Here is an 18,118-nt window from a genome sequence, read left to right on the forward strand (position 1 = left end):
CGCTCAGGACCGTCCCACCCGTCGGTCTGCCACGACGTTGAGCGGGCTGAACGACCGCGGCATGTAACCGCGATAGCGTGCCGGCTCCGCGGCGCTGTCCCAGCGCAGATTCTCGTAGCGGTCGAGCAGCTGCAGGACGACCTCGAGTTCCTCGCCGCGCGAGAGCGCCGCACCCACGCAGTACCGAGGGCCCACGTTGAATGCGACATGGTCTTTGATCCCGCGCCGGTCGAGGTCGACGACGTCCGGCTCCGGGTAGTGGTTCGGGTCGCGGTTGGCGGCGGCGTTGACCGGGTGCACCCGGTCGCCCTCCCGGATCAGGTGACCCGCGAGCTCGACGTCTCGGGTCGCGACCCGCACCCGGAACTGCACCGGCGCGAGGAACCGGAGGACCTCCTCCCCGAAGTCCGCGATGGCTCGCTCGTCGCCCCGCAGACGATCCTGCAGCTCCGGGTGCTCGAGCAGCACGTAGATCGCGTTCTTCAGGAAGTGCGAGGTAGTGTCGGTCCCGGCGAAGAAGAGGACCCGTGCCTGGGCGAGCACTTCGGCCTCGCCCCAGGGCTCGACGACCCCAGCACCCTGACGCCATAACAGCGAGACGAGGTCGTCGGCGTCGGAGTCCCGGCGCTCCTTGATGACCGGCCGGATGACCTCGTCGAGGTTTCGAGCGGCCTCCAGGGCCTCGCTGAACGCGGACTCGTCTTCACCGAACGTCTCCGTCCACCGGAACATCGAGATGTTCCAGGTTCGACAGTTAGCCATCGTCTGCTCGTCCTGCCAGTCGAGCCCCAGCATGGCGGCGATGACGTCGCTCGGAATGATGTTCGCGTACTCCGTCGCCAGGTCGAACCTGGTGCGGTTCCCGAAGGCGTCGAGTCGGCGAGACACCAGGTCCGCGATGAACTGCGTCCGGTAGCGGTTCACGGTGCGCGGGCTGAAGTGCTTGAGCAGGAGCCCGTGAACCGCATGGTGCTGCTCGCCCTGGAGCAACAGGACACCGCGCGGTCCGCCGTAGACGTCGGCGGCGCCGTTGAGCTCACCGTAGGGGTGTTTGAAGAGGTCCTCGCGCCGCTGCACCTCGCGGCACTCGTCGTACCCGAGGACGAGCCAGGCGTTCATGCCGTCGTCCCAGTGCACGGGGCCCGCCGCTAACCGTTCGGCGAAGAACCCGTACGGATCCTGGTCCCGGGCTTCCTTCAGGCTGTGCATGGACCTGCCTCCCTTCCCAGGGCAGGGCGCAACGCGGGGATTCACCGCTGTGCCCCGCCTTGCTTGGTTAACATGGTTAAACATTAAGTACGCCGTCAAGGGCTGTCAAGCACGTCACACTAACCGCGCAGGGTCACGTCCGACCTCTCGATCCCGGCCGCGGCGACGCGTGCGGCGGTAGTCGACGGGAGCCGGTCGAGGGCATCCGAGTAGATCTCCACCGACACCGGCCGCGAGTCACCGAGAGGACGGACCAGGTCAAGGAGTCGTTGCGTCGCGAACTCGCCCGTGCCGAGACAGCGCCGGAGTGCCACGGCCTCCGCACGGATGTCCTCGGTCTCCGGTCGAATCGGTCCGTCGTTAACCTGGACCATGGCCAGGCGGTCCGCCGGTACCTGGGACAGCGCAGTCCAGTCCGCCGTCCCGCGGAAGAAGTGCCACGAGTCGACGCACAATGCACCGTTGGCTCGCCCTACCGCGGCGACGACGCCCTGCGCCGTCGTGACGTCCGGAATGTTGGTATAGGGGACGAACTCGAGGGCTACCGTGAGACCATGCGGCGCGAGCCGGTCGCAGAGCTTTCCAAAGGAGTCGACGACGGCCTCGTCGACCGGCCGGTCGTCGAACGTTCCGACGGCCTGCACGAGAGGCACGCCCAGCTCCTCGCCGAGCTCGACCATCGCCCGCTCGACCGCGTGGTCCGCGTAGACCATCCCTGGCCGGCCCGGTACGTTCGCCGGTCCTGGCGGTCCACCGAAACCCACGATGGCCTCGGCCTCCGCCGCGAGGATCCCGTGATCGTCGAGCACCGCGCGCAGCTCGGCGCCGGTCCAGCCCTGCTCGCGGAGCCGACGGTAGTACGGGACCGCCAACCCGATCCCCGAGTAGCCCGCGGCCGCGGCGGCCGCGACGCGGTCGGGAAACGCGGCGTGCCGCACGGTGCCCCAGGACAGGACGAGCGGCCATGAGCCTCCGACGGACACGGTCAGAACGGCTCGAGGAGCTTCGTGTCCTGGCCCTCGCTGACGAACCAGCGCTGGACCAGCCGCTGCGCGATCCGCCAGTCGCCCGCCCGTCGCTCGTAGCGATCGACGTAGGTCGCGGAGACGAGGCTGACCTTCCCGTCGTGGTGCTCGCAGACGGCGAAGCAGTCGCTCCGGCCGGTCGCGACGTCCACTCCCTCAAACGCGACCGTGTGGTTCGTGGTCCAGTGTTTCGTGGAGGCCCACGCCTTGCTGATCACCTCCTGCGACCGACGGATGCCCTCGATGCCGCGGAAGTCACCTCGTCCGCCCGGGATGAGGTACTCGGCGTCGGCGTGCCACAGACTCAGGAACAGCTCGAGGTTGCCGTGGTCGACCCCCTCGCAGTAGCCGGCCACCAGTGCGGAGATCGACGTGCGGCTCTCCTGCTCGTCGAGACGCTCCTCGATGGTACGGGTCGTCATCGGAATCCCTTCACTTGGTTCGAAACTGCGCCGGGTAGTTCTCCGGCAGCTCGTCCTCGGAGATCGGGACGACCTGGTGGTTCATCACGTACCGATCCTCACCCTTCGCGAGATCGTTCTCGTCGAACTCCCAGAAGACGACCGTCCGACCCGCCAGAACGTAATGGGAGGCCTGGGGGGACGAATCGTCCACATGTCCCATCTTCCGCGCCACCGCGGCGGTGAGGATCTGTCGGTACGTACCCTCCGTAACGATCTCGTTGTCCGATACCACCACCCGGGTCTTCTTGGACTCGATCACGTAGGAGCCGTTGTTGACCATCTCGGCGTAGTTGGCGAGCACTGCCTCCCACCCCTTCGGCCCCGTGTCGTCCACGCGACCGGCGAGGACGCCGAACTCGTGGTACCGCGGTTCCGGCGAAAGGGTCGGCAACACCATGTCCAGGTCCGCGAGGACCTCTCCCTTCGAGTGGCGCACGACCGTCTCCAGGTGCTCACGCTGCTTCGGCGTGGTCGCCTTGTGCATGTGCGGCCCGAAGCTGGTGTAGGTCAACTCCGGCTGCAGGTCCTTGACGAGGTCACTCACGACGTCTCCTGGTGGTGGTAGGTCCGATCCGATATCTAACATGGCAAAGTAATATCCCTGATCCGCGCCTCGCAACCCGAGCCGGTCCCGGGCAACGACCTTGCACGGTCGGTCCCCGTCCGTGCCGATATCATGGAGCGGACATGTCATTCGAACTTCCCGGGCATGTCGTACGACCCCCGGAGGAGGGTGCGCGGAGCATGGGCACGTTGCCCAGGGAGCCCGCTGCGGGCGACGAGTCCATCAGCGGGATCAGCCAGACGGACCTCACGCGGCTCCGGATGACGCTCGGGAGGCTGGGACGGGTACTGCGGCAGCAGAACGACGATGGCCTCTCCTATGCGCTGGTCTCGCTCCTGTTCGCGATTCATCGCATGCAGCCGGTCGCGGCCGGCGATCTCGCCGCCAGCGAGGGCGTCAGCCCGCCGTCCGTCACTCGAAGCCTGAACCGTCTGATCGACATCGGTCTGGTCCTCCGACTTGCCGACCCTTCCGACCGGCGTACTGCCGTCATCTCATTGACGCCCGCGGGCGAGCTCGAGCGACAACAGATCCTGCGTAGCCGGGAGAATTGGCTCTCCGAACACCTGTCACGGCTCGGCGGAGACGACGTCGCGGCCCTCCTCGCGGCAATACCGGCCCTCGAACAACTCTGTGACCCCGCCCTCGAATGACGTCTCACGACGGTTCTGTGCGCGACAAGCGCGATCGCGAGCGAGCCACCGCCTCGTCCGCCCCCGACCGGCGCGCCTCGGCGAGGAAGTTGAACTCGTCGGGTTGGTGGTGGATGTTGCTGAGCGAGGCACCCACCACCGTCGCCGCGGCGAAGGAGTGGTCGACTCCCATCGTGGCCAACGAGGCGAAGACCGCGTACTTCTCGGTGACGATCCCGTCTCTCATGATCGACGCGCACATCGCCGCCAGGCCGTCGACAGTGGCGTCGACATCGTCGGCGACCTGGTCGACGAGTCCGGTCCGCTCCGCCCTGGCCGCGTCCCAGATCCGACCCGCGAATGCCAGCTCCGACGTTCGCTTGAGGCCCACCGTGGCGATGAGCAGCGACAGGTCGCCGTCCGCCCCGAGGCTGTGCCACCGCGGGACGGCGAACCGGGCTCCGGTGCCCGCCACCACCAGGTCGGCGCACACGGCGAGGAACAGCCCCGTCTCGAAACACTCCCCCACTGCCTTGACCACGGTGACCTTGCGGCAGTGCAAGAGCCGCCGGTAGAGCCCCTTATCGCCCCACCACGACTCGTCGAACGCCTCGAGGCGGGCGCGTTGGCTCGGGTGCTTGCGCACGGCGCCGCCCGGCGCCTCGATGAACTGGCGCCAGGCATCGTCCGGATCCCACCCCCGGGACAGGTCCGGCCCGGTGTTCTCGATGACGACGACCTTGACGTCGTCGTCCGCGTCGATGGTGTCGAGGTGGTCGACGATCCGCCGGGCCATCCGCCGCGTCACGAACGCGCGACCCAGCTGGATGATCGCCCGGTTCTCGGCACGGTCGAGCAGGAGCTCGACCTCCTCGGTTCCCTCCATCGTCCTCACCCCTCCACAGCTCGCCGGCCCGACGCGTAGTGCGGGGCGAGGTCGAACTCCCGGCCCACCCCGTGTGCGTCGAGGACCGCCTGGCGAAGCATCGTCGTCATCACCATCCCGTCCAGGGGCATCGCCGCCATGTCCACGGCGAGCCGAGCCGCCGCCTCGGGCAGGGCCGCACGCGAGACGACGTCGTTGACCAGCCCCGCCTCCTCCGCCCGGACCGCCCCGAGCGGCTCGTCCGTGACGGCCCACGCCTTCGCCCGGTTCAGCCGCATCGTGAGCGCGGCCAGCACGAAGTTGGACTCGGGCAGTACCGCGAACGGCGAGCCGAAGAGCGCGTCGTCAGCGGCTACCGTCAGGTGGGAGCAGAGCACCAGCATCGCGCCCGCGCCGACGCATGAGCCGGCGACCTCGGTGACGACCGCCTTCTTCGCGAAGCAGAGTGACTGATAGAGCCCGTTCGCCCCAGCGAAGACCCGCCTCCACCGAGGAGACGGGGGCGACGCCGCCGAGACGGGACCATCCGGCCATGGAGCGAAGTCCGCCCCGGTCGCACGCAACAGGACGACCTTGACCAGGTCGTCGTCCGCCAGGGCCACGACGGTGTCCCGTAGCTCCCACGCGAAGTCGGCGTCGAATCGGGAGAGCGGCGCGAAGCCGGGGACCGAGACGGTCGCCACCCCGCCGGCGCTCGACACCTCCATCACGACGTCCCCTCCACATTCGTGACACCCCGGGACCGTGGGTCCGCGGCGCCCCGCAGGGCCTTATCGGCGTCGAGCGCCCCTCCGACACCGACCTCCTTCGCGGTGCGCCAGAAGTCCGCCTCGTCCTGGCCGGGCTGCAGGAAGTGCGATACCAGCAAGCCGGTGATGGAGGGCACGCTGGTGTTCATGAGTGCCTCCGCCGCCCGCAGCCGCGCGACCAGGTGGTCGACCTCGGCAGGGGAACGCATGGCGACCCGCCGGACCACCGCCTCCGTGAGGGTTGCGAGCTCGGCTGCCGGGGCGCAGGCATACACGAGGCCGAGCCGCTGCGCCTCCAGCCCGCTCATCGGCTGCGCGGTGTACCCGGTGCGACGGGCGGCTTTCATCCCGAGGATCCGGTTGATGTGGACGCTCGCCACCGCGCCCGCCGGTCCGAGGAAGCGGGCCTCGAGCGCGCCGATGCGGGCATCCTCCGCGGCGAGCACCAGATCGACCTTGCATGCGATCATGAAGTAGGCGGCGGCCGCGCAGTACCCGTGCACCTGGGCCACGGTCACCTTCGCACACCGCGAGACCGCCTGGCTGAAGCCCAGCCGGCCCCAAGCCATGTCCGCCCCGTACCGATATCCGACGGCGAGGGTGCGGCGCCGTTCGTGCGGCCGCCGTTGGCCCCACTCCTCGTTGATCTCGTTGCCGCTGCAGAAGGACCTGCCTTTGCCACGGAACACCACGGCCCGCACATCGTCGTCCTCGTCCACCTCGGCGATCAGGTCGACGATGCGGTCCCGCATGGGAACGCTCAGCGCGTTGTGCTTCTCGGGGCGGTTGAGGGTGATGGTGGCGATCCCGGTCCCTCGGTCGACGTCGTAGAGCACCTGTTCGGTCGCGGCGGCGCGGGACGCTTCTGTCCCCCAGCGACGCGGCCTCACGGCGCTGCCTCTCCGTCGGCGGCCTCGACGACGCCGGCCTCGAGCAGGGCCTGGACGTCGGCGGGCGTGAACCCCAGGGCCACGAGCTCGTTCCGGGTGTCCTCGCCGAGCGCCGGCGTGTGCTCGCCGACGCGACCCGGTGTGGCGCTCATGTGCAGGGGGTGGCCGATGGTCCGGACCTCGCCGAAGGTGGGGTCTGGCTGAGAGACGACGTAGCCGTTCGCCAGTACGTCGGGGTCCTGCGCCAGGTCCAGGAACGTGTTCACCGGAGCGACGGGGACGTCGGCGGCCCGCATCCGCTCGACCCAGTCGTCGCGATTCCGGGTGCGGAAGGCCTCCTCCAGCATCGGCTCCAGCACGGCACGGTGCTCTTCGCGGAGCTTCCCATAGGCGAAGCGATCGTCGGCGAACAGGTCGTCGCGATCCAACGCGGCGGTCAGGCTGCGCCACAGCTTCTGGTCGGTGGCCCCGACGACGAGCCAGCGGTCGTCCCGGCAGCGGAACGCGCCCGAGGTCGAGGTGACCCGCCCCTGCGGTCGGTGGATCCGTTCCTCGTTCAGCGAGATGGTCAACTCGGCGGTGTGCATCCCCAGGCACGCTCCGACGAGGCTGGCGTCGACCCGCTGCCCGTTGCCGGTGCGCTCCCGTACGTAGAGCGCGGACACCACGGCGAGCGCCAGGAAGATCGCCCCGGCGGAGTCCGCCATCCCTCGGGTGGCCAGCCGAGGTACGCCCTCGGGGCTGCGCATGAAGTCCGAGACGCCAGAGACGGCCTGAGCGACCATGTCGTACATCGGTTCGCCACTGTGGGGGCCCGACGGCCCGTAGCCGGAGGCGCCCGCATAGATGAGCCGAGGGTTGACTCCACGCAGATCGTCGTAGCCTAGGCCGAGCCGGTCCAGGACTCCCGGCCGGAAGTTTTCGATCACCACATCGGCCTCCCGGGCGAGGCCGAGGACGATGTCCCGTCCCGCCGCGACCGTGATGTCGACCGCGAGTGACCGTTTCCCGCGGTTAAGACCGTGGAAGAAGCCGTGGAAGCCGTTCGCCGCAGGCCTCAGCCTCCGGTCCCACTCACCGCCGGGGCGTTCGATCTTGAGCACGTCCGCGCCCATGTCGGCGAAGAGCCGCGTGGCCAGCGGGCCCTGCATGAACCGGGTGAAGTCGAGGACCCGGACGCCCGCGAGAGCTCCGCCGGGATTGTGGCTGCGGCCCGGCGCCTGCCCGGGGGCGCTCACCGCGGACCCTTGGTCAGGACGAGAGCGTCCAGACCCTCGGCACCGGATACCGTCGCCAGCAACGGGTTGACCTCCAGCGTCTCCAGCCGGTCCCCTAACGACAGGGCCGCGTTGCTGATCGCGACGATCGTCGCGGCGAGTGCATCGAGGTCGACCGGGTCGACGCCCCGGGCGCCCTGCAGGAGCGCGGCAGCCTGGAGCCCCGTCAGCATCTCCTTAACGGTCTCGGCTCCGACCGGCAGCACGCGCAGGCTCACGTCCTTCAGCACCTCGACCCAGATCCCACCGAGCCCGACGGCGAGGACGGCACCGAAGGTCGGGTCGCGGGTCACCCCCACCAGGAGCTCGACGCCGGCGGCGTCACGCATGGGAGCGACGAGCACACCCCGGACGTCCGCCTCGGGGGCGTGGCGCGTGGCGGCCGTCCGGATCCGCTCGAACGCCGAGCGGGCCTCCGCCTCGCCCTGGACGTTCAGCACCACTCCACCGACATCTGACTTGTGGGTGATCGCCCGTGAGCAGACCTTCATCGCCACCGGGCCGTCCGTGTCCGCCGCCACACGCGCGGCCTCGGCGGCGTCCTGGACCAGGACCGCGGGCACCATCGAGGCCCCGTGCCGGTCAAGCAGCGCTCTGGCCTCGTCCTCCGCCCAGGCCCCGACCGGTTCGTCCGCGCCCTCGACGACCGGTGGTCGGGCGGGTGGCTCGACGGCCAACACGCGGTCACGGAGCCTGATCCAGCGCACCATGTTCCCCACGGAGGCGAGGCCGAGCTCGGCTCCCGGGAGCAGGAAGAGCTCCGCCCCCTCGAGCAGGCCGCGAGGGTAGTCCGCGACGTCCAGACAGGTGTTGGAGGCCATGACGACCGGGACGGGCGAGTCCCGCACGATCTGCCCGAGGATCCGCAGCCTGCTCTCGATGAACGTCGGGTCCTCGGGACGTGCGCTGGGCAGCGGCGTCATCATCGTGAACATGAAGTCGATCCCGCCGTCCTGAACGGCGATCTCCATCAGGTCGTCCTCGGCCTTCGTCGCCCGTGGCCGGGCTCGTGCATGCCCGAATCCCGTCGTGTCGAGGGGGTTGAGGGTCGAGGCGAAGGTCGGCAGCTGCTCGGCCAACGCGGTCACCACGGAGGGCTCCCACGCGGGCAGCTCCAATCCGTTGACGGTCGCGAGGTCCGCAATGATGTTGCATCCGCCGCCGGACGAGGTGACCACACCCATGCGTGCCCCCTTCGGCCGCACTTTCTGGTAGCCGAGCAGGCCCGCCGTGGAGACCAGCTCCTCGATGCTCGCGGCGCGGACGATCCCGGCCTGCCCGAATGCTGCGTCGACCACGGCGTCGTCTGTCGCCACGGCCCCGGTGTGGGCCATCGCCGACCGTTTCCCCGCCTCGCTGCGGCCGGCCTTGAACGCCACGACCGCTTTGTCCAGCTCCAGGGCCCGCCGCCCCAGCGCGAGCAGTCTCTCGGGTTCGCGGACGGTCTCCAGGAAGAGGGCGATCGAGCGCGTGCCCTCGTCCTCGAGGAGGTACTCGAGAATGTCGAGGCTGGTCAGGATCGCCGAGTTGCCGACCGACGCCCACAGGCTGCAGCCGACCCCGTGCGCCTGGGCGAACTCATACGCCGCCCGGGCCATCGACCCGCTCTCGAACACGGCACTCACCGGTCCGCGCATCGGCGGGCGCTCGCTCGCCACGGCCCAGGGCGCGATCCCGAGGCTCGAGTTCACGTATCCGATCGTGTTCGGCCCCATGACGGTGATGTCGAGCTCCCGGGCGAGCTCGGCGAGCCGCTGCTGACGCGCACGGCCTTCGTCGCCGGTCTCGCCGTAGCCGGCCGCGAGCACCACGGCGTTCCTGACAGCGGCCGCGGCGGCGTCCTCGAGAAGTGGCTCGACCCGGGACGGACCGACCATGAGGAACGCCAGGTCCGCCGGTTCGTCGAGGTCGCGCATCGACGGGATCGTCGATCTACCGAACAGCTCGGAGTATTGCGGGTGGACGAACGTGAGGTCCTTCAAACCCCCCGCGGCGTCCAGGTTCCGCATCAGATTGCGGCCCCAGCTCGAGGTCTCGGACGCACCCACCACGGCCAGTCGCCGCGCGCCGAAGAAGTGTCGGAGGCGATCAGGTGTAACCAGCGCGCGCCGTTCGGCGAACTCGAGGGTCGTCATGTGGCCCTACTTCCTGCGCGGCCACGGCACGCGCGTTGTCGCCTGTATACTTAGTCATGTGTATCATCTTATCGGCGAAGGAGGCCATCCATGTCGGATCCCGCAAAGGTGCGCCTATATCACACGGGCCTGATCGTGAACGACCTCGATCGGGCCATGTCGCAGATGGGGCGTGCCCTGGGCCTGCGGTGGGCCCCACCCAAGGAGTCCACGACGCCGCTGCTCGGCCCGGACGGGCTCGTCGGGCGGCACGTGCGGTTCACCTACTCGCTCCAGGGCCCTCACTTCGTCGAACTGCTGGAGCAGATTGACGCACGCCCCTACGTGAATCTGACCGGCGGCCGCTTCATCCACCATCTGGGCTACTACACGAATGATCTGGCCGCGGCCTCGGCCGACCTCGAGCACCATGGCTATCGCCGGGAGCTGTCCGGTGACGAGCAGGACGGCGCAATCACCCGGGCCGCCTTCCACTACAACGACGAGACTCCGGGCATGTGGATCGAGCTGGTGAGCCACGAGATCGCGGTCGAGATCGGGGCCTGGATCGCCGAGTCCGCAGCCGCCGCCGGGATCCCGTACGTCTCGCCGTTCGATCCCGTCCCGAGCCCTCCGCCGTGACGTCGGCCGACCGCTGTCAGCTCGGTCGGTGCCCCTGACCGGAGCCACCGCCGACGACCGGCATCAGCGCCTGCGACACCCCACCGTCGACGGTGATCTCGGTGCCGGTCACGTGGGCCGCCGCCGAGCCGATCAGCCACAGCACCGCCTCCGCCACATCCTCCGCGCGCCCGATCCTCCGCAGCGGAATGAGGGACTCGCGATGGCGTCGGTTCTCCACCGCCGCCTCGTTCGAGGTGTCACCGAAGGCCGAGAACGTCAGCCCGGTATCGGTCGGCCCCGGGGCGACCGCGTTGACCCGCACCCCGTCGGGCCCCCACTCGAGGGCGAGCTGCTTGACCAGCATCAGCAGTGCGGCCTTCGACGGGCTGTACGCACCCATGGGCGGCGTGGGCTGGCGGGCGGAGACCGAGGTCGTGGCGACGATCGACCCGCGGCTCGCCACCAGCGCCGGGTAGGCCGCCTTCGCCAGCAGCCATGTCGCCCGGACGTTGACGGCGAAGATCCTTTCCCAGGACTCCACGTCGAGCGTCCGCAAAGGACCACCGTCACCCAGCCCGGCGTTGCTGAACAGCGCGTCGATGCCTCCGAGCTCCTGCTCCGCCGCGCGCACGGCGTCCGCCGGACCCACGACAGCAGAGAGATCCGCCGGGACGACGACCGCGCGGCCACCCCCCGCGGTTACTGCCCGGGCCGTGTCGCGGAGCGAGTCCTCGTCGCGATCCACCAGGGCGATCGCGGCCCCGTCGAACCGTTCGGTCGCCATTCGGGCGACCGTCCCGCCGATCCCGCCCCCGGCTCCTGTCACCACCAGTCGCATCATCACCACCTCGTCGTCGTGCCGGCGAAACCCTCAGAGAGATGCACCCGCATCGAGGAGAGTCTGCGTCGCTGTGATGTGTCGGCCGGAGTCGGCGACGAGATGCAGGACGGCCTCGGAGATCTCCGAGGGGTCCAGGGCTGCGACCGGGAGCAGGTTCACCACTGTCGCCGCGGCCTCGAACTCCTCGCGTGTCGGGGCGTCGAGGTCAGGCCGGAAGAGCTTGTAGGTCGAGTCGTTGAGCACCATGCCAGTGGCGACCGTGGTGGGGTGGATCGTGTTCACCCTGATTGCATGGGGCGCCCATTCCTTCGCGGCCACCTTTGCCAGGGCGACGAGACCGGCCTTCGCCGCGCTGTAATGTCCGATGTTCTCGTTCGCCTTGACAGCGGCCACTGAACTCGTCAGGACCACCGCCCCACCCCGTCCGCCCTCGATGATCGCCGGCACGCTCGCCGCGAGTGTCCGCCAGACGCCGGTCAGGTTGATGTCGATCATCTCCTGCCATGCGGTCTCGGAGAGCTCCAGCACCGGCGCCGGACTGGACACGCCGGCGTTCGCGAGCACGATGTCCAGCCGTCCGAATTCACGAAGACCTTCCGCCACGGCGAGGTCGAGCGACTCGCGATCCCGGACATCCGCGTCGACAGCCACGATGCGTCGGTCCATCGCCTCGACGAGCCGGACGGTCTCGGCCAGATCCTCGGGTCGGGCGAGTGGATACGGCACGGAGTCGACCGGCCTCGAGGTGTCCACCGCGATGACGTCCGCGCCCTCCTGCGCCAGCCGTACCGCATGGCTCCGGCCCTGCCCACGCGCGGCGCCGGTGATGAAGACGACCTTGCCCTCGAGCCTACCCATGAATGCCCGGTCCTCCGATCACGATCGAGAAGGTCAAAATGTGAGACCAGGTCCGACTCACACGAGCACCGGGAGAGGCCGGACCAGCGGCAGCAACTGGGCGCGAGCTTCCGCGGGCGTGATGAACTCGTTCTCGGGGACCTCAACCACGGTCGTCTCCCGAGGGTCCTCGTACACCGTCTCGCCGATCATCCGACCGTGCTCGTCGTACGGCCAGTGCATGCAGATGAGCCGGCTCTGCACGTAGAACTTGTCCGGGTCCCCGTCAGGCAGCGCCGAGCCGCGGAGATAGACGTGAACTCTGTACTGGGAGGCGAACCCCCAGTCCGCCACCGCGAGTTCCTCGTCCTCGACGGCCATGACATTCATACCGAGGTCGACCAGTTGCCGGTAGAACCCGGTCACGGCGTCGTGCCCCTCGAGCGTCATCCGACCGTTCGGACCTTCGACGTTGTAGATCGGGTGCTCGACCGTCATGTCCGGAGTAAAAATCTGTTCCCACGATCCGGCCACCTCGAAAATGGCGTGCAGTCGATAGTTCTCCAGAATACGTCGGTGCAGGGGATTATCCACACGTAGTAGTGCATCGTCCGCCGCGGCGACCAGTCGCTTGATGTCTCGCTTCATGATCTTTTCTCCTGTTATCACGTGGTGGGGTGCTTCAGAGTCATCCGTTGCTGAGCCTCTGGCGGTCAGCGACGGAAACGAGAACCGTAGTGCGACGGCGCCAGACGTGGCCCTGCGCCGAACATCTTCTCCCGGAGCGTCCCTGGCCGGTACTCGGTCTTGTATCGACCGCGGTTCTGCAGCTCCGGTACCACGAGGTCGACGAAACTCTTGATATGTCTCGGCTCGAGATTGCGGGTCAGGGTGATGCCGTCGACACCGACGTCGTCGACCCAGGAGATCAGCTCGTCGCACACCTGCGAGGTCGACCCCACGAGATACCCCTCACGGCCGGGCATCCCGTTGAACTCGGCGAGGTCCCGCAGCCGGACGGTTCGCCCTCCCTTGGATGCGGTCATGGCATCGGCCAGCGACTGGATCGCGTCGCTCTCGATGTTCTCGACGGGGTCGTCCCAGGCGTACTTCGAGAGGTCGGCGCCGATCATGCCGGACATCGCCGCGAGATTTCCTTCGGCGCTCGTGTACTCCCGGCACTCCGCCTCGATCTCGCGGGCCTCGGCCTCGGTGGGCGCCACGATCACCGTCATCGCATTGAAGACCTTGAGATCATCCGGAGCACGTCCCGCGTCCACGGCGGCCTTCCGGTACCCGTCGACGACGCGTCGAGCGAAGCCCTTGTCGAAGGCCCCCATGAACGCGGCCTCCGCGTGCTTCCCCGCGAACGCCGTGCCGCGGCTCGACGCACCTGCTGCGAAGAGGAATGGTGTGCGCTGGGGCGAAGGTTCGCACAGGTGGTAGGCCTCGCAGGCGTACCTACCCTCATGCTTGATCTTATGAATCCGGTCGGGATCGGCGAAGACCCGGCTCGCCTTGTCGCGGACGACCGCTTCGTCCTCCCAGCTCTGCTCCCAGAGCTTGTACATCAGATCCATGTACTCCTCGGCGACGTCGTACCGCTCGTTGTGCGGGATCGGTTCGACGCCCACGGCCTTCGCTACCGACCGCATCGCGCCGGTCACCACGTTCCAGCTGATCCGGCCGCGGGTCAGCTGGTCGAGGGTGGAGAACCTTCGAGCAAGCAGGAAGGGCGGTTCGACCGTGGAGTTGCCGGTGATGCCGAACCCGAGATTCTCCGTGACCACCGCCATGGCGGGGACGATCACCATGGGGTCGTTCATCGGGAAGAAACCGCCGGTTCTCATGACCGCGTCCGGCTTGCCCTCGTAGGTGTCGTAGACGCCGATACCGTCCGCCATGAACACAGTCTCGAACAGACCACGCTCGGCGGTCCGTGCGAAATCGAGCCAGAAATCGAACTGATCGTAGCGCTCACCGTTGGACTCGGGATGCGCCCACAGGCCCGGCCACTGGTGCGAGGGCGACGCCAAGGAGATGGCGTTGAACAGGATCTCTTTTCCCACGTGACGACTCCCTTGTCGGTGTCGGTTCGCCTGTTCTGTCGTCCGACGACGGCACGGCCGTACCGAGCTCCATCACAAGAAATGAGACGACGGCAGAACCCCGCTTCGCTCTTTCCCGCTCCGGCGACCCCGTCGACTGTTCTGGCTCGCCTCTGCTCGCTGATACTTAACTATGTGTTGTACTTGATGTCAAGCGGACCGTCGGACTACGTCGTGCACGTGCAGCTGACATGATCGAAGCCCTGGGTCGGCACGGGTCCGGAACATCGATGCGGCCTCCGCACCCCCGAGTTCGAGTTCCTGCTCGGGCCGGGTCCATCGCCGGCTCAGTGCGTTCCCGCGGCATCGAGGGCCGCGAACTGCTCGTGGCTGAGCTCGATGTCGGTGGCGGCCACGTTCTCCTCGAGGTGGGTGATCGACGAAGTGCCCGGAATCGGACACATCACCTCGGCGCGCGCCAGCAGCCACGCCAGGGCGACCTGCGCGGGCGTGCCGTTGGTCTCGGCCGCGATCCGATCGGCGACCCCACCGGAGCGGGCGAGGTCACCGTTCATGACCGGGAACCAGGGAACGAACGGGATCCCGGCCTGCGAGCAGTACTCGACCACGTCGTCCCAGGTTCGCGTGGTGAGGTTGTAGATGTTCTGCACCGCGGCGACGGTGATCACGCTGCGGGCGGTGTCGACCTGTTCGATGTCGACCTCGGAGAGCCCGATGTGGGCGATCTTGCCCTCCTGCTGTAGCTCACGGAGAGCGCCGACCTGGTCGAGGAAGGGCACGGACGGGTCGGCGCGGTGCAGGTAGAGCAGGTCGATGCAGTCAGTGCCGAGGCGGCGCAAGCTCATCTCGCACTGGTGGCGCAGGAACCACGGGTGGCCGACCGGCACCCATTCGAGGGGGCGCGGCTGAACCTGGCCGATCTTCGTGGAGATCAGCAGGTTCTCCGGGTAGGGGTGCAGGGCCTCGCGCAGGATGTCCTCGGAGACTCCCAGCCCGTAGGTGTCGGCCGTGTCCACGTGCTCGATGCCGAGCTCGACGGCTCGTCGAACCAATCGGACGGAGTGCTCGCGATCCGAGGGAGGCCCCCAAATCTGCGGGTCGGCCAGTCGCATGGCGCCGAACGCCATCCGCGGCACTCGCTTGCCTGCCACGATGAGCGAGTCATTGGTCAGGGTCGTCGTCGCCACGTCCGGTGGTCCTCCTCGGTCGATCGGTACTTCTCATGACGGACACGGACGGGCCCGGCCGGCCGGTTCAGGACCGGGCGCGTCCTCCCGGTCATCGGTCCGGGTAGTGCTCGAGACGGGCCGCGGCGAACCACCAGGTGAAGCCCCGCGCGGTGCTCCACGCGGGCGGGGTGCGGTCGAGGGCCCGGGCCCAACCCGCGACGTCGTCGGTCATCTCGACCGACCACTCGTTGTCGGTCAGCCAGGCAGCCGGCGCCGACGGAGGTCCGGATTCGAGGAGCTCGCCGATCAGCTGTCGGGCGATGCCGCCCGAGTCGAGCTCCTCCAGCACGGCGGCCATGTCACCGTGCGGGTACTCGAGCGCGATCCTGCTGCCGGGCGCACTGAGATCGGTGACGGCACGGATCAGCACCGAGCAGTCCGCAGCCGGCAGGTAGAACAACAGGCCCTCGGCGAGCCACGCGGTGGGCGCCGCGCGGTCGAAGCCGGCGGCGAGCAGCACCTCCTCCCAGCCCTCGCCCGCGAGGTCGGACACGACGGAGCGGACCGGGCTGCGCTCGGGGAGGCCGTGCCGCTCGACGACACTCCGTCGGTAGTCGGTGACTCCGGCGGTGTCGACGGCGAAGACCGTGACGCCCGGCAGGGTGAGCCGGTACGGCCGCCCGTCCAGACCGGCGCCCAGCAGCACGACCTGCCCGATCCCCTCCGCAGCGGCGCGCGCCAGGTAGCCGTCGAACCATCGCGTACGCATCGCGACGTAGTCGCGCAGCGCAGCCGCGATCGGGGTGGGCGTCCCGTCCCGGACCCAGAGCTGCGCGGTCTCGGTGTCGATCTCGTCGTCGACGGCCTCGGCCAGCGGGTCGGAGCCGAACAGGGAGTCCGGCCGGGTCGACTCGGAGGCGCGCAGCGCGGCGATCAGCAACGCCGTCACTCCCACACCCGTCGGAGCCGTTATGCCGGGCGCTCGGCTGTCGTCGAAGTCCATGGCGACAGCGCACACGGTGCCGTCGCGGCACGGTCCAGCCGAGACGGTGTGACGTGGGCCGGCCCACAGGTTCTCATCATCAGTACGGCACGGACGAGCCGTTGCGGAGCGGGTCCCACTCATCGAGCCCGGACGGTGTCGGCCGGTGCGGACGGGTGCGCTGCCCTCCGATCGTCGGATGGCAGCGGGGTTGCGGTGAAGACTCCGGTGGGGTCGACGCGGTCCTTGACGGCGAGGAGGCAATCGGTGTTCGGACCGTAGGCGCTGCGGACCTGGTTGCGGTCGTCGGCGGCGAGCAGATTGACGTACCCGCCGGGCATGGCGTCGTCGGCGAGCGAGCGGTGCACCTCGTCGGCCCACTCGCCGTCGCGCGCACCGGATTCGTCACCGGAGAGCCACATCCCGACGATCTCGACCATCTGGTGCCGACGCCGTTCCCCGAACGCGGCGCTCTCGAGCGGGATGCGGGTCGCGGCGCCGTGGAAGGGGTGGATCGAGAGGGCCGAGTAGGGCGAGTTCCTCGAGGAGCCGGCCGTGACCAGCCGCTCGACGACCCGAGGGGAGAAGTCGGGCACGTTGCGCGTCCGGATGCGCACGTGCCGGCCGGGCGGGAACGACGCCGAGACGCCCGTCATGGCGGCGTGCCACGCCGAGGTCCCCATGTCGACCGCGATCGGGTCGCCGAGCGCCTCCACCGGTGCGACCGCGGCGGGCCCCTCCGCGAGGGATCCGCTCCAGGTCGGCATCACCGCGACGAAGGGGTCGCCGTCAGGGCCGCTCGAGATGACGGTCTGCAGGCTGAGCTCGTCGGGGCACGAGGAGAGCAGCGGGTTCAGGCCGGTCAGGACCGACGTCGCCTGGGACCACGGAAAGATGATCATCCCGGTGTACACGGGTCCGACCTCGTGCAGACGGACCACCGCGGAGGTCACCACGCCGAAGTTGCCGCCACCACCACGCAGAGCCCAGAGCAGGTCGGGATCGTTCTGCTCGTCGACACGGACCACCGTGGCGTCGGCGGTGACGAGCTCGGCCGAGACCAGGTTGTCGCAGGCGAGCCCGAACCGTCCGTTCAGGGGACCGTACCCACCGCCCAGGGTCAGACCGAGCATGTGAACCAGACCCACGGTCCCCGTGACGGGGGTGAGACCGGCCTCCTCGGTCTCGCGGGACACCAGGTCGGAGCGCGCCCCGCCGCCGACGCGGGCCGTCCGGCTCTCGACGTCGACCTCGATGTGGTCGAGGGCGGAGATGTCGGCGACCAACCCCCCGTCGAGGACCGAGCGACCGGCCCAGTCGTTCCCGCCGCTGAACACCGACAACCCCAGCCCCGCGGCCCGAGCCGTACGAATCGCCGCCTGCACGTCGGCGGTGTCGCGGCAGCGCACCACCACGTTCGCCCCCGCCGGTGTCGCGGCGTTCCACATCGGCAGCGTGGCCTCGTCGACCTCGGTCACCACCCGCGACGGCTCCAGACCCTGCCCGCGAGCAATCGATTCCACGGTCGTCATGTTCTGCCTGCCTCCGATCTCACCGACACCGATCGGTCTGCCGCCGACGATGTGCCGGGCCGGAAGCTATCGACGTACGACGCCCCGTCCCGGTCGTCCGACGATCGGTGTCTGCAGAACGGGGAGGACCATCCACGAACGACGGGAGCTTGCGCGGACGCGCTGACGCGGGCGTCCTCGGCAGGCACCGTGTCGAGGACCGACATCGACCCCGTCAGGTCGTGGGGCGACCGAACCAACGGGGCTCGGCGTT

18 protein-coding genes are annotated in these 18,118 nt (G+C 68.9%); 2 read left to right on the forward strand and 16 right to left on the reverse strand.

Features of this window, described 5'->3' with window-relative positions; genetic code table 11:
• Positions 1 to 3: 3 nt before the first annotated feature.
• From WCD74_RS22215 to WCD74_RS22230, 4 genes are all read right to left on the reverse strand, one after another.
• A complete protein-coding gene (locus WCD74_RS22215) occupies positions 4 to 1,209 on the reverse strand; it encodes a cytochrome P450 (protein ID WP_337697068.1) in 1,206 nt (401 codons plus the stop codon).
• Between the two features lie 119 nt (positions 1,210 to 1,328).
• Positions 1,329 to 2,147, reverse strand: a complete 819-nt coding sequence (locus tag WCD74_RS22220) for a sugar phosphate isomerase/epimerase family protein (protein ID WP_337697069.1) — start codon at positions 2,145 to 2,147, stop codon at positions 1,329 to 1,331.
• A gap of 47 nt (positions 2,148 to 2,194) precedes the next feature.
• On the reverse strand, positions 2,195 to 2,656 hold the full coding sequence (locus tag WCD74_RS22225; protein ID WP_337697070.1) for a nuclear transport factor 2 family protein: 462 nt from the start codon (positions 2,654 to 2,656) through the stop codon (positions 2,195 to 2,197).
• A 10-nt stretch (positions 2,657 to 2,666) separates the two neighbouring features.
• Entirely contained in the window at positions 2,667 to 3,242 is a 576-nt protein-coding gene (locus WCD74_RS22230; RefSeq protein WP_337697071.1) for a hypothetical protein, read from the reverse strand.
• A 200-nt stretch (positions 3,243 to 3,442) separates the two neighbouring features.
• Between WCD74_RS22230 and WCD74_RS22235 the strand changes: the two genes are divergently transcribed.
• The gene (locus WCD74_RS22235) at positions 3,443 to 3,916 is read left to right on the forward strand and encodes a MarR family winged helix-turn-helix transcriptional regulator (protein WP_337697072.1); all 474 of its coding nucleotides are present in this window, start codon (positions 3,443 to 3,445) and stop codon (positions 3,914 to 3,916) included.
• 4 nt (positions 3,917 to 3,920) lie between these two features.
• On the opposite strand, the gene WCD74_RS22240 is transcribed toward WCD74_RS22235, so the two are convergent.
• From WCD74_RS22240 to WCD74_RS22260, 5 genes are read right to left on the reverse strand one after another with little or no spacing between them, the layout of a single operon-like run.
• Complete coding sequence (locus WCD74_RS22240) at positions 3,921 to 4,781, reverse strand: enoyl-CoA hydratase/isomerase family protein (protein WP_337697073.1); 861 nt, start codon at positions 4,779 to 4,781, stop codon at positions 3,921 to 3,923.
• 5 nt (positions 4,782 to 4,786) lie between these two features.
• The gene (locus WCD74_RS22245) at positions 4,787 to 5,488 is read right to left on the reverse strand and encodes an enoyl-CoA hydratase/isomerase family protein (protein ID WP_337697074.1); all 702 of its coding nucleotides are present in this window, start codon (positions 5,486 to 5,488) and stop codon (positions 4,787 to 4,789) included.
• Positions 5,488 to 6,366, reverse strand: coding sequence for an enoyl-CoA hydratase/isomerase family protein (locus tag WCD74_RS22250; RefSeq protein WP_337697076.1), 879 nt, complete (start codon positions 6,364 to 6,366; stop codon positions 5,488 to 5,490). The genes WCD74_RS22245 and WCD74_RS22250 overlap by 1 nt, the downstream gene beginning before the upstream one ends.
• Before the next feature lie 50 nt (positions 6,367 to 6,416).
• Positions 6,417 to 7,658, reverse strand: coding sequence for a CaiB/BaiF CoA transferase family protein (locus WCD74_RS22255; RefSeq protein ID WP_337697077.1), 1,242 nt, complete (start codon positions 7,656 to 7,658; stop codon positions 6,417 to 6,419).
• Positions 7,655 to 9,832 carry an acetate--CoA ligase family protein gene (locus tag WCD74_RS22260; protein WP_337697078.1) on the reverse strand — a complete coding sequence of 726 codons (2,178 nt, stop codon included), beginning with the start codon at positions 9,830 to 9,832 and terminating at the stop codon, positions 7,655 to 7,657. Before WCD74_RS22260 ends, WCD74_RS22255 begins: the two co-directional genes overlap by 4 nt.
• 90 nt (positions 9,833 to 9,922) lie before the next feature.
• Here WCD74_RS22260 and WCD74_RS22265 point away from each other — a divergent pair, with 90 nt between their 5' ends.
• Positions 9,923 to 10,453, forward strand: coding sequence for a VOC family protein (locus WCD74_RS22265; RefSeq protein WP_337697079.1), 531 nt, complete (start codon positions 9,923 to 9,925; stop codon positions 10,451 to 10,453).
• Between the two features lie 16 nt (positions 10,454 to 10,469).
• Here the strand turns inward: WCD74_RS22265 and WCD74_RS22270 are convergent, their stop codons facing one another.
• The 7 genes from WCD74_RS22270 to WCD74_RS22300 form a co-directional block, all read right to left on the reverse strand.
• Positions 10,470 to 11,276 carry an SDR family NAD(P)-dependent oxidoreductase gene (locus tag WCD74_RS22270; protein ID WP_337697080.1) on the reverse strand — a complete coding sequence of 269 codons (807 nt, stop codon included), beginning with the start codon at positions 11,274 to 11,276 and terminating at the stop codon, positions 10,470 to 10,472.
• A 30-nt stretch (positions 11,277 to 11,306) separates the two neighbouring features.
• Complete coding sequence (locus tag WCD74_RS22275) at positions 11,307 to 12,134, reverse strand: mycofactocin-coupled SDR family oxidoreductase (protein WP_337697081.1); 828 nt, start codon at positions 12,132 to 12,134, stop codon at positions 11,307 to 11,309.
• Between the two features lie 57 nt (positions 12,135 to 12,191).
• A complete protein-coding gene (locus WCD74_RS22280) occupies positions 12,192 to 12,761 on the reverse strand; it encodes a hypothetical protein (protein WP_337697082.1) in 570 nt (189 codons plus the stop codon).
• A gap of 65 nt (positions 12,762 to 12,826) precedes the next feature.
• A complete protein-coding gene (locus tag WCD74_RS22285) occupies positions 12,827 to 14,182 on the reverse strand; it encodes an NtaA/DmoA family FMN-dependent monooxygenase (protein WP_337697083.1) in 1,356 nt (451 codons plus the stop codon).
• A 326-nt stretch (positions 14,183 to 14,508) separates the two neighbouring features.
• On the reverse strand, positions 14,509 to 15,369 hold the full coding sequence (locus WCD74_RS22290) for an aldo/keto reductase (protein WP_337697084.1): 861 nt from the start codon (positions 15,367 to 15,369) through the stop codon (positions 14,509 to 14,511).
• 91 nt (positions 15,370 to 15,460) lie between these two features.
• On the reverse strand, positions 15,461 to 16,300 hold the full coding sequence (locus tag WCD74_RS22295) for a class I SAM-dependent methyltransferase (protein WP_337697085.1): 840 nt from the start codon (positions 16,298 to 16,300) through the stop codon (positions 15,461 to 15,463).
• Between the two features lie 173 nt (positions 16,301 to 16,473).
• Complete coding sequence (locus WCD74_RS22300; protein ID WP_337697086.1) at positions 16,474 to 17,865, reverse strand: FAD-binding oxidoreductase; 1,392 nt, start codon at positions 17,863 to 17,865, stop codon at positions 16,474 to 16,476.
• Positions 17,866 to 18,118 lie beyond the last annotated feature (253 nt).

This window comes from Actinomycetospora aurantiaca (assembly GCF_037401875.1).
GTDB classification, from domain to species: domain Bacteria; phylum Actinomycetota; class Actinomycetes; order Mycobacteriales; family Pseudonocardiaceae; genus Actinomycetospora; species Actinomycetospora aurantiaca.